Below are 15,374 nucleotides of genomic sequence, written 5' to 3' on the forward strand. Positions count from 1 at the left end.
TTCATAATTCATAATTCCTTCCGTTTCCTGAACCATCAAAATATGATCTTCCCCGACTTTGATCGCTTTCGTCAACTCGCCAGCCAAGGTAACTTTATTCCTGTCTATCAAGAATGGATCGCTGACCTAGAAACACCCGTTTCGGCCTGGTATAAAGTTTGTGCCGATCAAGCCTACAATTTTTTATTAGAGTCGGTGGAAGGGGGCGAAACCTTGGGACGCTACAGCTTTTTAGGCGGCGATCCCGTCTGGGTATTGGAAGCGCGGGGAAACACCACCACCCAAACTTTTCGCGATGGTTCTCAAGAGATTTTTTCGGGGGATCCTTTCGAGATTTTAACCCAATGTTTAGCCCCGATTGTGCCGGTTAAATTGCCGCAATTACCCGCCGGAATAGGGGGTTTATTTGGTTTTTGGGGTTATGAATTAATTAATTGGATCGAACCGCGAGTGCCTATTTATCCCGCTACCGATGCCGATCTACCAGATGGTATTTGGATGCAGGTGGATAATCTGATTATTTTCGATCAAGTTAAACGGAAAATTTGGGCGATCGCTTATGCCGATAGCCGGGGTAATAATCCCGATTTAGCGGCCGCTTATCAAGCGGCCTGCGATCGAGTGACACAATTAGTTCTGAAGTTACAATTACCCCTACCAACTAATGCCAAAACCCTGGAATTATTACCAGTTGGTCAGGGAAAAGAATTAGTCTATGAAAGCAATACAACTCAGGAAAAATTCTGTCAAAATGTCCTAAAAGCCAAGGATTACATCAAAGCGGGGGATATTTTTCAGGTGGTTATTTCCCAGCGTTTAAATGCCAATTATCAGGGTCATCCCTTCGATTTATATCGTTCCCTGCGTCTGATTAATCCTTCTCCCTACATGGCTTTTTATAACTTTAAGGATTGGCAAATTATTGGCTCTAGTCCTGAAGTGATGGTTAAGGCAGAACGGGACGAATTAGGTAAAATAAAGGCTACGGTCAGACCAATTGCTGGCACCCGTCGCCGGGGACAAAACTTGAGTGAAGATCAAGCTTTAGCAACGGATTTATTGCAAGATCCCAAAGAAATTGCCGAGCATATTATGTTAGTAGATTTGGGCAGAAATGATCTAGGTCGGGTGTGCGATCGAGGTACGGTCAAAGTGGATGAATTAATGATCATTGAACGTTATTCCCACGTTATGCACATTGTTAGTAATCTGGTCGGGGATTTAGCAACCAATAAAAGTGCTTGGGATTTATTAAAAGCTTGTTTTCCTGCGGGAACCGTCAGTGGGGCCCCGAAAATTCGCGCCATGGAAATTATCCATGAATTAGAACCCTGTCGTCGCGGTCCCTATTCAGGGGTTTATGGTTACTACGATTTCGAGGGACAGTTAAATAGTGCGATCACAATTCGCACTATGATTGTTCGTCCCCAAGGTAATCAAAATTATCTGGTTTCTGTGCAGGCGGGAGCAGGGTTAGTAGCCGATTCTGAGCCGGAGAAAGAGTATGAAGAAACCCTCAACAAAGCGAGGGGTTTATTGGAGGCAATTCGCTGTTTAAGTTAGATTTTTTAGACCAGGATCCAGTTAAGGAGATTTGGCCATGATTTCCGAGAAGGAATAGGGTTAACTAAGGAGGACAACATCAAGGTTTCAGCTTATTGCCATAAGTTTAGCGAGGTTTAATAGTTAATAAAACCTGATGGGAGCTTGACGGAGTCGTAAACACCAATAAAGCTTGGTCCTTATTAAGGGGCCTGGGTGAATCGGGGTTAGCAGAGGTATATGCCTCTATTTTATTCTCGATTGGATCGGCCGGAATGCGGTCATTAATCAGGTTATTGACAGTGATTATAACTTGATCTCCAGGATTTGCCGAAACAGTCTTAGGTATACCCAAAGGGCTTCCTGGCTGCCCTCTGGGGGGACGTATAGCAACAGTACAGGGGGAACAATTGTCTCCTGCAAGAAGTTCAGCTTGAACATCTGCTGGCACGTTAAGGACAGGTATAGTTGTTATTCGAACAACTGCCGACCCAGGTGGCAGATCAAAACCATTAGGAGGAGCGATAGGAGAAAAGAGGCAAAATATTTCACAGGTAGCTCTGGTGGAAACTCTGGTACTGACAGCGTAGTCAACTTTATCCCTTTTTCCAGCAGTCAGAGTAGTCATCTCTACCTGAGCGTTGGCATTCAAAATCACTTGACCACCACCATCGCGAACACAGGCATAAAAACCGTCCACAACAGGGTTAGGATTGACGGCGATTAGTCTAAAATTACCAGGATCAGAACAGATACCACCAGGAGCCGGTGCTGGTGCTGCTAACATATCGGTGACGGGGGAGCTTCTCCAAGTATCAATCTGGTCGGGGGTGATGTAGTTGCCATTAGCGTCCAACTCCGGACCGAAGCGCCACAAGACTCGCGGACCGGTCAAGCCATTTTCAGGGCCCGTGGTATAGTAAACGATCTGATCGGGGAGGATCTGAATTGGGTTACTAGGATCAGGAATTCTAAAAGCAAGAACTGCTCGCGCTCCTGATGCTCGCGCTTGGGGTACTTGATCCGTCAGGATCGAAGATTCAGTCTGAGCGATAATTTTTGCCCGTCTCACGTCCTCTGAAACAAACTCTAGAGTACGATTAAGATTATTTCGGATTTCACTATCGGCATTAGCTCGATAATTGCTTCTGAGCAGGTTAATCACGCCAATTCCCGACACCAAGACGGCAATCAGCATCATTACACCTGCCAGTAAAACTTCTGTAATCGTGAAACCCGCGTGTCGAAATGGTTGGTGAGCTTGTCGAACCAACAGAGCGGATTTTTTCTGTAAACGACCTAAGTGATTGATGTACTCTAAATAAAAACGCATAGTTTTAACCCGTGCCAATTCCTATTTTCTATACTTCCCTAGACATTTAACATTATATTGCAGTCCCAGAGATTTGACTAAACTAGGTGATTCTGTTCACAGCTATTAACCGCTTGGGGGAGTAGGTGATTTTACGGGTGAGTTTTTGTACACTTGTATTAGTATAATGGTTGAGCCTCAAGGAGATAAGAAGGCCCAAGGACTGGTTACAATCAAGGATGAGTAATTTTTCGATCGATGTCATCTAAAAATAATCATGCGTCTCTTACACACCATGCTCCGGGTCAATAACTTACAGGAATCTCTACAATTTTACTGCGATGTGCTAGGAATGAAGTTATTGCGCCAGAAAGACTATCCCAATGGTCAATTTACCCTCGCTTTCGTCGGTTATGGCGATGAGGCTAATCATGCTGTCATCGAACTGACCTATAATTGGGGAGTCGATCGCTATGAAGTCGGTAATGCTTACGGTCATATTGCCCTAGGCGTGGATGATATCTATAGCACCTGTAAGAAAATTAAGGCTCTTGGTGGCAATGTCACCCGGGAACCGGGCCCGATGAAACACGGTTCTACCGTGATTGCTTTTGTGGAAGATCCTAATGGCTACAAGATCGAGTTAATTCAACTAGGAACCCAAGCTGCTGCCGTGGCTACGGCTTAATCAAAAACTTATGACTGTTGAAATTGAACGGAAGTTTCTGGTTAAAGGGGATCACTGGCGATCGCTGGATGCGGGCAAGTTGTATCGTCAGGGATATATTCCTACCCAAGATGGATTGACAACCGTGCGAGTTCGTGTAGTTGGAGAGCGGGGTTATTTAACCATTAAAGGCAAGACTGAGGGCATTAGTCGCCAGGAATTCGAGTATGCAATTCCCCTAGAAGATGCGGAGATCATGTTAGAAAACCTCTGTAAAAAACCTTTAATTGAAAAAATTCGTCATCGCATTTCTCTGGATAATTTAACTTGGGAAGTTGATGAATTTTTGGGAGATAATCAAGGTTTGATTATGGCTGAAATTGAGTTAGAACAAGAGGATCAAGTCATTACTATTCCTGATTGGATCGGCGAAGAAGTCACGGGAGATGAGCGATACTACAATATCAATTTACAGAAATTTCCCTATAAAATGTGGTCATTGTAGTATTAATTTACTCCCAGTTTAAGTCTGGGTAGATACGGCTTTTTCTGCTTCGTTTAGCTTATTCGTTACCCGTCGGAGAACACCATTAATAAAACGATAACCTTCATCATCAGAATAACGTTTAGCTAATTCGATCGCCTCATTAATTGCTACTTTTTGAGGTATATCGAGATAGAGCATTTCTGCCACGGCAATTTGCAGGATATCCCGATCGATTCTTGGTAACCGATGTAGTTGCCAATCCACTAAAGCACCGGTTAATTCCTGTTCAATTTCCGCACGACGACGATAGACTGTACCGATTAATTCTAGGGCATATTCTCGCACTTCGTACTGACTAGATAACTGGACAATTTCGGGAAAATCTATCACGGTTCCTAAACGATTAATGGCATTATGGGTAAGAGAAATCGCTTCTTTTACCATGGTTTGGGCGCTTTTTAGATTTGTTGCCTTAGTATCACTAGCGAGAATCCGTTCATTACCACGACTAATTTCAGCAGCGGCGGTTTCTAAGGTTTCTTGAATTTCCAGGGTTAAGGTTCTAACTGCGACTAAAATTAAATCGTTTAAAGTTTGCTGTTCTAGGTTTTCAGGATTGCCTTTAATCTGACTTAAACTCAAAAGGGCAAGTTCTCGAGCAATGCGGCGGGGTTGTTGACGGGGAGGCATAGAAGTTTAGAAGTAGAGGAAAGAAAATTATACAACTTTATCGATCGCTATTCGGTTGGGTTAATTTTTTTCGGCGATCAATTCTTAACTAACCTCTATTCTAGCATAAAAGCTGCCAAGATTTAACTTTTCAAGTTTTAATTAGACAAAAGACAATATCTATCTTGAATCTCCCCTAATTTAGTCTCAGCTTCTTGAGCATTAATAGCTAATTGAGCAAACTCTAGAAAGCGTTTTAATTCCTTGCGTAATAAATTCCTTTCTACTTCCCAAGTTTCTCGATCTAAGGTGGGGGGCATAACGATCATATCAAATAAAGTCGCCTGTTTTTTATCGGGATGGGGGCGCAATATTCGCCCGCGACGCTGAATAAATTGGCGAGGATTACCACTACTAGCCAGAATGACTGCGTTTTGAATTGATGGCAGATCTACTCCTTCATCTAAACATCTAATTGCCACTAATCCTTGCAGATAACCCTCTTCAAATTGTTGGCGAATTTTTTCTCGTTCTTCTAGGGAAGTTTCTGCGGTGTAGGTAGCAACTCGATAACCTAATTGATTGCCCAATAAATGAGTAACTGCCGCTACTTGACGACGATAATTAGCAGTATAATTTTCCAGATAACCATCCCCACAATAAAATAAAGTATGATCCGTATCTAAACGCTCTTGCATCAGTTGTTGTAAAGCCTGTAATTTATTACTTGCCGAACCAATTAATCGTGACCTTTGCATTAACAAAGCGGTGAGATTTTCATTGCCATTTAAATTACTATTTTTCTGCAAAGTCCAGCCAATTTTCTGGGTCAATTTTGCGTATAATAAAGCCTCATTATCGGTTAATTCAACCAAGACTGGATAATAAAAATAATTGACTAAAGCACCTTTACTAATAGCATCAGCTAGGGTAAATTCTGGCTGTAGAATTTGTCCAAAATAATCAAGAATAGCGTCGGTTCCTTCCTCATCAAAATATCTTTCAGGAGTAGCAGATAAAGCCAATCTTAGACCTAAAGAACGGGGTAATAATTCTTCTAATCGGGGGGAACCTAAATTATGGGCTTCATCACCAACGATTAAAGTTTTATCGGGGAAAAATTTTATTTGTGATTGAAAACCCTCGCTAATAAAAGTTGAGTTAGTAGTTAAAATAGTGACAAATTTTTGATTACCCGCTTGCACATTATATAACTCTGTGGATAGTTGACTTTGCCATGTATGGACACTTTCGTAGGCTAAAATCGGTTTAAGATTAAATTTTTCCGCTTCTCGTTGCCATTGATTGACTAGGTGACGATAGGGGCAAATCACTAATAATACTTGCAGTTCTATCGCTTGGTAAAGTTCCATGGCAATAGCTAAAGCAGTAATAGTTTTACCGCTGCCAGTGGCCATTTTTAAAGTTCCCCGTCCCCGATTACGAAACCAACTGATAATCGCTGTATTTTGGTAGTCTCTCAACTCTAAATCGGGGGGAATTCTAGGAATACCAGAGGGATTAACTCGATAGAATCCTCGCAATTCAGCAACTTGCTTGATTTTGCGGGAACTCAGAAAATCCCTAGTTATTTTTTCCCAATCTATCCAGCAACTATTCATAGGACATCTTGTAAAAATAAAAAATTGTTGTTAGGGTTAGTAGTCGGGATTCAGGAGATTGTTTTTATTTATAGCGTTTCCTGTTCGCAAGAGGTTTATAATACTAAATCTTGTTTAAAAGGTATAGGATTGTGGGAAGTGGGAAGTGGGAAGTGGGATAAACAATCTATAGCTTGGTAGTTCATCACACTATTACAAATATTTTTGGTATAAGATCAAAAATAGCAAAAAGCCAAAAACTTAAAAGCTAAAGGTTAATCCCTCTACAATGGGGATGGACTAAAAAGACCATCCCATAGCTGTCAAACCACTCTTAACTGTTATCCTAGAAACCTAGGCAATGATTGAGATAATTTACCTGGTCGCTACTTCCTCTTTTTGGGGAGTATTTTGCCGAAGTTTTTCCTGATCTTGGCGACGTTTTTTAGCATAAAGTTGGATTGTCACCGCCATTAATACCACTAAAGCTACAATTAACCAAGTGGTCAAATCGAGGGGTAATTGATTCTTAAATACGGCCAAAAGGACAATAACTACTAATAACAGGGTTGGTGCTTCATTTAACGCCCGGAATTGTTGTCCCGTCCAATTACATTCCCCTTTTTCTAGCTTTTTCATGATGCGACCACAGTAGAAATGATAGAGCAATAACAGAGCAACAAAGGATAATTTAATATGTAACCATCCCGATTTTAAAATTTCTGGTTCTGTGGAGATTAAACCGATCGCCATGGCCACGGTGACAATCATCCCCGGTGTGGTAATGATATTGTAGAGTCGCTTCTCCATGATCTCGTATTGTGCTTTCAGAATAGCTTGTGCAGGTTCCGTTTCTGTTGCTGCCTCCGCATGATAGACAAACAAACGTACTAAATAAAATAGTCCCGCAAACCAAACAACTACCCCAATCAGGTGAAATGCTTTAAACCAATAGTAAGCCATAGTCTATATTGTGATCTGAATTGTGATCTGAGTCCCGAATTACTTAGTTTAAGAGTTGTCCATACTTTCCCAGACTACCCCTATACAAAAGTTTAGACGGAAGATAGGGGTTGAGGGTTGAGGAGAGACTAGAGTTACAGGCATTTTACAACTAACTAAGAGGAAGGTGAATCGACAAACCCTTCGATAAATCAGCAACTAGAGTCAGACGAACCAGAAGAAAACAAGAAATCCAACGGAAGGGGTTTGATCTGGAGAGTTTGGCGATCGACTCAGCTATGGGAACCCGATCCGATCGCTTCGATCGGTTAGAATAAAAATATGGGAAAAAAATTATTTATTTTCGGGAACCTTTGCTGACTTCTCCCGTCCTCAAGCTCTGAGTGAGGAGCTTATACCCTTGAGGAAATCCCATGAGTCAATCGATTCCAGCATCTTGGTCACTTGAGGCCAAAAAGTCTCAAAACCCCGTGTCCCCTGACAAACTCTCCAACTACGATCTAATTGCACGCTGTCAGGAAGGGTGTCAGCCAGATCGAGCAGCTTTTGCGGAACTGCTGCGGCGCTATCAGGCTCATGTTGATAAATTACTCTATCATTTGGCTCCCGATTGGCAAGATCGCGCCGATTTGGCTCAAGAGGTTTGGATTCGCGTCTATCGCAATATTAACCGTCTCCATGAACCCCTCAAGTTCCGCGGTTGGTTAAGTCGCATTGCTACTAATCTTTTTTACGACGAATTGCGGAAACGCAAGCGGGTTAATCACCCCATTTCCCTCGATGCTCCCCGGCGCGTGGAAGATGGCGAAATCGATTGGGATATCGAGTCCGATTACCCCAGTCCCGATGAACATCTCACCACCCACGAATTCTACGATCAATTACAGGCGGCGATCGCTGATTTACCAGAAGCTTTTCGGACAACTATTATTCTCCGGGAAATTGAAGGTATGGCCTACGAAGAAATTGCCGAGATCACGGGAGTTTCTTTAGGAACTGTTAAATCTCGCATTGCTCGCGCTCGCGCTAAATTACAATCCGTTTTACAGCCCTATTTTACCGAAGGCTAAAGAATATTGTGGTGATTCGGCACTAACGGCCGAAGTGAGGAGTCGTTAAATTTAACTAGCTCCGTGCTGGTGAAAAGTGATTGCATACCGATCGCTTCCGGTCGAGGTCAACCATGAATAATTATCAACCCGAAGACGTTCAATGGATCAAGTCTTTGTTACGTCACGATGACAGCGATTCCGACTCCGCAACCGAGGATATTTTGTTCTTAGATGAGGATAACGAAGAAGCTGATCGTTTCGATTTAATTAGCGCCTATATTGATAACGAAGTAACGGTAGAGGAAAGGAAGCTAGTTCAGCATTGGTTAGACCATGATGCTGCTGCTAAAAAACTCTATCGGCAGCTCTTGGGATTACAAACTAATTTAAAGCAAATTCCCGTACCGGCTACTATGGCCAGCGACCGATTAGCAGAACAGGTGTTCAGAAAAGTCGATGGTCAGCGTCGTCGGCAATACTATGTTTATGGTGGCGCGATTTTCACCGCTATGGCGATCGCTGTTGGCTCCTACTTCGTCTCGGGACGCAATGATCCCCTCTCCCAAATAGCGAGCAGTCCGAGCAGTATTAGCCAAGAGGGAGACCATTTGATGATTGCTCTCAACCATCCGATTATGGAGATTCCCGCAGCGGAACAGCCAAAAGAGAATGGCCAAAGGTAAGGTCTATGGAGATAAATGCCAGCATTCTCGTGCGATCGCCCAATCTTCCGCCGTAGCAATTACCATCACTCGCACTTTAGATGTGTCGCTGGCGATATCCTCATCCCGGGGACGAGCGGCATTTTTAGCCAAATCTAACTCTAAACCCAAAAAAGACCAGCCTTGACTGGCTTTTTCCCGTACTAAAGCTGAATTTTCGCCGATTCCTGCCGTAAATACCAAGACATCTAACCCCTCTAGAGAAGCGATCATCGATCCGATTAAACTTTTCAGGCGATGAATATACATCTCAAATGCTAATTTTGCCCTCTCGTTGCCTTCGGCCATCGCCGTCGTAATTGCCCGCATATCCCCAGAAATACCCGAAATTCCCTTTAAACCCGATTCTTTATTGAGTAAACTATTTAAACTATCGGGATTATATTGATATTCTCGCTCTAGATAAATCAGAATCCCTGGATCGATCGAACCGCTGCGGGTTCCCATCATCAATCCCTCTAGGGGAGTAAATCCCATAGTAGTATCGATACTTTTACCCCCCTTGACTGCCGATAGGGAAGCACCATTGCCCAGATGACAGATCACCATTTTCAAGGATTCCAGGGGTTTTCCTAACAATTCGGCGGCTCGTTGGGAGCAGTACTGATGACTGGTGCCATGAAAACCATAGCGACGGATTCCCAGTTCACTCCATTGGTAGGGAATGGGATAAAGAGAAGATTCGGGAGGGATAGAACGATGAAAAGCGGTGTCAAACACTGCTACTTGAGGAACATCGCCGAAAACTTGCTCGATCGCTTCAATTCCTTCTAAATGAGCGGGATTATGACTAGGAGCCAGGGGAATCAGCTTTTTAATCGTTTCTTTGACTTGGGGAGTGATCATAGTTGCCTGGGAATATTCCGTGCCACCATGGACAACTCGATGACCGACTATACTAATGTCTGCGAGGTTGGCTACTACCTTAGTTTCGCCAGTGACTAAGGTATCTAACATCCGAGCAATTCCTGCCGGACGATCCTGACTAGAAAGATTAATTTCCTGTTTAATTCCCTGAGCTTTTACCGTTAAAACCGCGTAATCAGGGTTAACTGTCCAATCGATCCCCGCTGCCCAAATTGGTTGGGGAGGATGGGAGGGGAGAATATCTAAATCGTATAAACAACTTTTTTGACTGCTCGATCCCGCATTTAAGACCAGAATTTTCATAGAAAAGCTCAATTAGGAGGTGGCCTATGGCGATCATAATCAAACTCAGGTTAAGTCTAGATAAAATCGCTGACTTTTCGGGTTTTTCTTCAAGAAAATTTTATCCGGCTGTGATCACCCATCCCTGACTCGGGCAATATTACAAAACTTTATCAAAAAAAAGTCAAAATAGAGCCTCTAGGGTTATAAAATAGAAGAATACCCCTTGTGAAATTAATCCAAGAAGCTACCTCTGATGCAAGTTAAGGCCTCTATAGTGGATTTAGAGCTAGTTCTCGTCCTTTTCACCAGTGGAATGTCAACATCGCACCACGAATCTCTAGAACGGAATTTTTGCGTATTCTAGATAACCGTGATTACTAGAGGATTTCTTAAGTATGTCAGAGGTTACTGCCGTTACAGATGCCACCTTTAAAGATGAAGTTTTAGATAGTGCCGACCTTGTCCTAGTGGATTTCTGGGCTCCTTGGTGCGGCCCCTGTCGAATGGTGGCTCCCGTTGTGGGAGAAATTGCCGCACAGTTCGAAGGGCAAGTCAAGGTGGTGAAACTCAACACCGACGAAAACCCCATTATCGCTAGTCAGTATGGGATTCGCAGTATTCCCACTCTGATGATCTTCAAAGGAGGTCAAAAAGTTGATATGGTGGTCGGGGCTGTACCGAAAACCACTTTAGCTAATACCCTAAATAAACTCCTGGGAGTTAACTAGGTTTTCTGGTAACGCATACCGGGTAACTGAGTCACTAAACCCATTAATTCTAATTCCAATAAGATCCCCGCCACTTCTGAGGTGGGGATTTGCATTTTTTCAACAATAATGTCAAACAACAGGGCATCTCTGTCAAATAACTGATACACTTGTGCTAGTCTAGGTTCTAGATTGACTGGAGGAGCAGCATTAACGACCGGGGATGTCTCTGGGGGGAGTGAAGGGGAGAGATTAACCGGTGCGGATTGGTTCGTGGTGGGAATTGCCCCCAACATTTGTAGTAATTTCTCCTCAGAAACGATAATTTCTGCTCCCTGATGAATCAGCTGTAAACAACCCCTAGCGGCAGCAATATCGGGAGAATTGGGTAAAGCATAGATATCGCCGCCGAATTCGTTAGCATAACTGGCCGTAATCAGGGAGCCTGATCTTTCGGGGGCCTCGATAACAATCGTCGCGCGACTTAAACCGGCGATAATGCGATTACGACTGGGAAAATGGGCTTTATTCGGTTGAGTTGCCGCAGGATGTTCACTAATGACTAAACCCTGCTTTTGGATGTCCGCGTGTAGCTGCCGATGACGACTAGGATAAACCACATCGACCCCCGTTCCCAAGACGGCAATCGTCCTTCCCCCCGCTTTTAAACAGCTTTGGTGTGCCTCGCCATCAATTCCTTCGGCCATACCAGAAACAATAGTAAATCCCTGTTGGGCCAAAAGGGTACTTAAGCGCCGCGCCCAGCGCCGGCCGTGATCCGTGGGGTTACGAGTACCCACAATGGCGACGGTGGGGATATTTCCCTGATTTTCCTCTAAATTGACCTTTCCTTGATAGTAAAGTAAGGGGGGAGGACTGGGAATTTCCCAGAGAAAGCGGGGATATTCTGGGTCGCTAGGAGTCCAAAAAAGGGGGTTTTTCTGGATATGTTCGGCGAAAAGAGCTTCTGGGTCAATTTGCGATCGCCCCTCCCGTACCGCTACCATTGACTTTTTGCCGAATCCCGCCACTTCTGCGATCGCAGAATCGGTGGCATTCCAGGCCACAGCGACACTGCCAAAATGCTGATAGAGTCGCTTTAGGGAAATTGCCCCGACTCCAGCAATACTTGACCATGCTAACCAATAAACGCGCTCGTCTGTCAATTTGAAAAGCTCCTTAGACCAAGTAATAATTCAAGTCGGTTTTAACCGAATTCGGCCAGATGACCCTATTTATTTTAATTTTGACACTTAAAACGGACGGGGATTCTTAAGAGATGTAAATCCTGAAAGGGGTAGCCAAAAACCCGCTAGACACTCCCTCAAAACTGAGTCTGTGCTTACTTTTAACTGAAATATTCGCACTCCCATTAATATCGGCGGCCACAAGATGCTTATCCTTTATCTAAATCATCTCGGTTCTTCGGTACTTGTTATGCAATCACAAATACTGGACTTGACGCGTAAGGTTTTCAGGATAAGCAAAGAGTCCCTAGCATACTACCTGCCGAAGAACCATCATCTCGAAGAGAATTTGTCGCCATCGATGACAATCTTTCTCGTCAAGGTGAAGCACAGACTAATCGTATCATTGATCAGTTATCATCGATCAGATGTGAGTTTTCAGTTCACTGATTAGCGAAACATTCTCAATCTCAAGCCGTCCTAAAAGGACGGGGTTTTAAACCCAGTATTTTCGATGATACAGCGTACCTCACCATTAAGATAACTGTTATAGATATGGCTGGTCATAGTAAATGGGCAAATATTAAACGACAAAAAGCCCGCGTTGACGCAAAAAAAGGCAAAACTTTCACCCAGTTATCCCGGGCGATTATCGTGGCTACCCGTAACGGGGTTGCCGAGCCGGCGGGCAATTTTCAGCTACGCACGGCGATCGAAAAAGCGAAAGCAGCCGGTATTCCTCATGAAAATATCGAAAGAGCGATCGCTAAAGGGGCGGGAACTTTTGAAAATGACTCGGCTTTTGAAGAAATTCGCTACGAGGGTTATGGTCCCGGAGGGGTGGCGATCCTGATCGAAGCACTGACCGATAATCGCAATCGCACGGCAGCAGCTCTGCGGGCGGCTTTTAGCAAAAATGGCGGTAATTTAGGCGAAACGGGCTGTGTGGGCTGGATGTTTGACCATAAGGGGGTAATTCGCCTTGAGGGAACTATTGATGAGGATAAGCTTTTAGAAGCTTCCCTAGAGGGAGAAGCCCAATCCTACGAGTTTTTTGAGAGTCAGGAGGAAGGTCAAGGGGCAGAGGTGTTTACTGAGGTGTCTAACCTGGAGAGATTGAATAAGGTTCTGCAAGAAGCGGGATTTAAGCTCAAAGAAGCAGAATTACGCTGGATTCCCACTAATAACCTAGAAGTGAGCGATCGAGAGCAGGCCCGTCTTTTATTCAAGTTAATCGACACCCTAGAATCCCTCGATGATGTGCAATCGGTAACGGCTAATTTTGATTTAGTCGAGGAATTGATGCCAGTGGATGTATGATCCTAAATTACTAGGCAGTGATTAGGGTTTGCGGCAAAAAGTTTGTTGGTGGGGTTAGGAGTCAGTAGCTGGTCGTCAGGAGTCAGGAGAATTAAGAATGAATAATAATTAATTAAATGGTCTCTTGACAGATTTTATGCCATTTAATCCTTATTTTTGCCGAGGCAAAGGAAAAATATATGTAATTAATTCTGTCTGAGTCCTTATTAAATAACATTAACAGTACTGTCTTTATTACTGATAACTGATAACTGATTACTGATTACTGATAACTGATAACTGATTACTGATTACTGAAAACAACCTATGCTAGAGGCTTTACAATTTGATTTTATGCGCCATGCGATCACCGCAGGAATATTAGTTAGTATTGCCTGTGGGATTGTGGGTACTTTGGTAGTAGTTAATCGCGTGGTTTTTATCAGTGGGGGAATCGCTCACGCTGCCTATGGAGGGATAGGAATCGGTTATTTTTTTGGGATTAATCCCCTGGTGGGGGCGATATTTTTTACCTTTTTTTCGGCTTTAGGTATGGGCTTTTTACAGCGTCGCATCCGGGAGAGAGCCGATACTTTAATCGGGGTGATGTGGGCGATTGGTATGGCGATTGGGGTAATTTTTATTGATTTAACCCCCGGTTATAAAGCTGATTTAATGAGTTATCTTTTTGGTAGTATTTTAACTGTACCGAGGGATGATCTATGGATAATGGCGGCCATAGATATATTAATTATAACCTTAGTTAGTATCTTTTATAAAGAGTTGTTAGCCATATCTTTTGATGAAACCTTTGCGATTATTCGTAATATTCCGGTGGAGATAATTTATTTGGGGTTAATGGGAATAACCGCTTTAACTATTGTGGCAGTAATGCAGGTGGTAGGATTAATTATGGTGATTGCTTTATTAACTATTCCCGCCGCTATCAGTGGACAATTTGTTAAAAATATGAAGGGAATGATGATCCTAGCGATTATTTTAGGAATTGTCTTTACTTTAGTTGGTTTATGGTTATCCTATAGTTTAAATCTCACCTCAGGGGCGACAATTATTTTAGTGGCCGGATTGGGCTATTTAATCAGTCTTGCTTGCCAACCTTTCATCCTCACTATCACCAGAAAAATAGCTAATCTTTAAGGCTCTCCCGTGGTTGTGGTGATATAGCAGTTATCTTAATAGTGAGGTATGAGGTTTTGATTTTGGGGAGACAGGAGCCGGTCGTTAATACCAAATTAGGTTATACTTCATCTTTATGAGAAACGCCGTAATTTAAAGAAAAAATACCAAATCCGTTTTAATCGCAATGATGATGAAATCCCGAAAGATATACTGTGACTAGATTTATCAATAATTTTGGTCGGCGGATTTGGTAAAATCATGTAATTAATCGAGTTCATCAAACAAAAGTTCCTCTAGAATCGGTCTCATGCCGTCATCATCGGGGGAAACTAATTCAACTTTCCCTTCCGCATCACCGGCGGCTAAGAATAACAAAGGGGCAAGGGGACTGTAAATCGAGTATTTTTGGTCTTCGGAAAAGAAGCTGGCGAGAAATTGCAATTCTTCCGGCTCTGATGACGAGGAGGGTTCATCGCTATCTATTTCTAAACTGAGAACATTATCTTCTTCTAGGGGAGGCAATTCACCACTAACAGTCAAGGTGTGGGCAGTGGATTTGAGCAATAGGTCTAATTCTGCTAAAACTGCCTTAGCATCGGCGAAAATCCGCTCGATTTCCTCGCTATCTTCGATTAAGAAGGCATCAGATTCTTCTTCCTCCGATTCCTCATCCCAAGCTAGTATCATCACCGGTGTATCCACGGGGACAAGAAGCATATAGGTAAGGTCATCGGTTTCATAGGCATTCTCAATATAACAGTCTAGCGATCGACCTTGCTCATCCCAGAGGGTTATGACATCCGCTTCTTCGAGTTCGTTTTCTTGAAAATTAAATTGAGGGGACATAGGCTCTCAAACGCTAATGATTGAATCA

The 15,374-nt window shown here is 43.2% G+C and carries 15 protein-coding genes; 8 read left to right on the top strand and 7 right to left on the bottom strand.

Annotated features, from left to right (window positions below; translation table 11 throughout):
* The first annotated feature begins 42 nt into the window (after positions 1-42).
* Positions 43-1,563: an anthranilate synthase component I gene (gene trpE / locus H6F92_RS04195; protein ID WP_190356897.1), complete on the top strand. Its 1,521-nt coding sequence runs from the start codon at positions 43-45 to the stop codon at positions 1,561-1,563.
* A gap of 106 nt (positions 1,564-1,669) precedes the next feature.
* Here trpE and H6F92_RS04200 read toward each other — a convergent pair whose 3' ends face one another.
* The gene (locus tag H6F92_RS04200) at positions 1,670-2,875 is read right to left on the bottom strand and encodes a PulJ/GspJ family protein (RefSeq protein WP_190356898.1); all 1,206 of its coding nucleotides are present in this window, start codon (positions 2,873-2,875) and stop codon (positions 1,670-1,672) included.
* A 256-nt stretch (positions 2,876-3,131) separates the two neighbouring features.
* Here H6F92_RS04200 and gloA point away from each other — a divergent pair, with 256 nt between their 5' ends.
* Both gloA and H6F92_RS04210 read left to right on the top strand, forming a co-directional pair.
* Positions 3,132-3,542 (top strand): lactoylglutathione lyase, encoded by a 411-nt coding sequence (gene gloA, locus H6F92_RS04205; protein WP_190356899.1) that lies wholly within the window; start codon positions 3,132-3,134, stop codon positions 3,540-3,542.
* Between the two features lie 10 nt (positions 3,543-3,552).
* Positions 3,553-4,026: a CYTH domain-containing protein gene (locus H6F92_RS04210; RefSeq protein WP_190356900.1), complete on the top strand. Its 474-nt coding sequence runs from the start codon at positions 3,553-3,555 to the stop codon at positions 4,024-4,026.
* An 18-nt stretch (positions 4,027-4,044) separates the two neighbouring features.
* Here the strand turns inward: H6F92_RS04210 and nusB are convergent, their stop codons facing one another.
* The 3 genes from nusB to hemJ form a co-directional block, all read right to left on the bottom strand.
* Positions 4,045-4,698, bottom strand: coding sequence for a transcription antitermination factor NusB (gene nusB, locus H6F92_RS04215; RefSeq protein ID WP_190356901.1), 654 nt, complete (start codon positions 4,696-4,698; stop codon positions 4,045-4,047).
* 137 nt (positions 4,699-4,835) lie between these two features.
* Positions 4,836-6,299 carry a DNA phosphorothioation system restriction enzyme gene (locus H6F92_RS04220; RefSeq protein ID WP_190356902.1) on the bottom strand — a complete coding sequence of 488 codons (1,464 nt, stop codon included), beginning with the start codon at positions 6,297-6,299 and terminating at the stop codon, positions 4,836-4,838.
* 354 nt (positions 6,300-6,653) lie between these two features.
* On the bottom strand, positions 6,654-7,241 hold the full coding sequence (gene hemJ / locus H6F92_RS04225) for a protoporphyrinogen oxidase HemJ (RefSeq protein WP_002756136.1): 588 nt from the start codon (positions 7,239-7,241) through the stop codon (positions 6,654-6,656).
* Between the two features lie 413 nt (positions 7,242-7,654).
* Between hemJ and H6F92_RS04230 the strand changes: the two genes are divergently transcribed.
* Together H6F92_RS04230 and H6F92_RS04235 are read left to right on the top strand one after the other, a co-directional pair.
* Complete coding sequence (locus tag H6F92_RS04230; protein WP_002750403.1) at positions 7,655-8,311, top strand: sigma-70 family RNA polymerase sigma factor; 657 nt, start codon at positions 7,655-7,657, stop codon at positions 8,309-8,311.
* 113 nt (positions 8,312-8,424) lie between these two features.
* On the top strand, positions 8,425-8,976 hold the full coding sequence (locus H6F92_RS04235) for an anti-sigma factor family protein (RefSeq protein WP_190356903.1): 552 nt from the start codon (positions 8,425-8,427) through the stop codon (positions 8,974-8,976).
* Between the two features lie 3 nt (positions 8,977-8,979).
* Here H6F92_RS04235 and H6F92_RS04240 read toward each other — a convergent pair whose 3' ends face one another.
* Positions 8,980-10,185: an acetate kinase gene (locus H6F92_RS04240; RefSeq protein WP_190356904.1), complete on the bottom strand. Its 1,206-nt coding sequence runs from the start codon at positions 10,183-10,185 to the stop codon at positions 8,980-8,982.
* A gap of 377 nt (positions 10,186-10,562) precedes the next feature.
* Between H6F92_RS04240 and trxA the strand changes: the two genes are divergently transcribed.
* Positions 10,563-10,895 carry a thioredoxin gene (gene trxA / locus H6F92_RS04245; RefSeq protein WP_190356905.1) on the top strand — a complete coding sequence of 111 codons (333 nt, stop codon included), beginning with the start codon at positions 10,563-10,565 and terminating at the stop codon, positions 10,893-10,895.
* On the opposite strand, the gene dprA is transcribed toward trxA, so the two are convergent.
* The gene (gene dprA / locus H6F92_RS04250) at positions 10,892-12,040 is read right to left on the bottom strand and encodes a DNA-processing protein DprA (RefSeq protein WP_190356906.1); all 1,149 of its coding nucleotides are present in this window, start codon (positions 12,038-12,040) and stop codon (positions 10,892-10,894) included. The two genes, trxA and dprA, sit on opposite strands and share 4 nt — an antisense overlap.
* 576 nt (positions 12,041-12,616) lie before the next feature.
* On the opposite strand from dprA, the gene H6F92_RS04255 reads away from it, so the two are divergent.
* Complete coding sequence (locus tag H6F92_RS04255; protein ID WP_190356907.1) at positions 12,617-13,381, top strand: YebC/PmpR family DNA-binding transcriptional regulator; 765 nt, start codon at positions 12,617-12,619, stop codon at positions 13,379-13,381.
* Between the two features lie 306 nt (positions 13,382-13,687).
* A complete protein-coding gene (locus tag H6F92_RS04260) occupies positions 13,688-14,518 on the top strand; it encodes a metal ABC transporter permease (RefSeq protein WP_190356908.1) in 831 nt (276 codons plus the stop codon).
* Between the two features lie 246 nt (positions 14,519-14,764).
* Here H6F92_RS04260 and H6F92_RS04265 read toward each other — a convergent pair whose 3' ends face one another.
* The gene (locus tag H6F92_RS04265; RefSeq protein WP_190356909.1) at positions 14,765-15,346 is read right to left on the bottom strand and encodes a DUF3727 domain-containing protein; all 582 of its coding nucleotides are present in this window, start codon (positions 15,344-15,346) and stop codon (positions 14,765-14,767) included.
* Positions 15,347-15,374 lie beyond the last annotated feature (28 nt).

It is taken from the genome of Microcystis wesenbergii FACHB-1317 (genome assembly GCF_014696875.1).
GTDB lineage: Bacteria > Cyanobacteriota > Cyanobacteriia > Cyanobacteriales > Microcystaceae > Microcystis > Microcystis wesenbergii_A.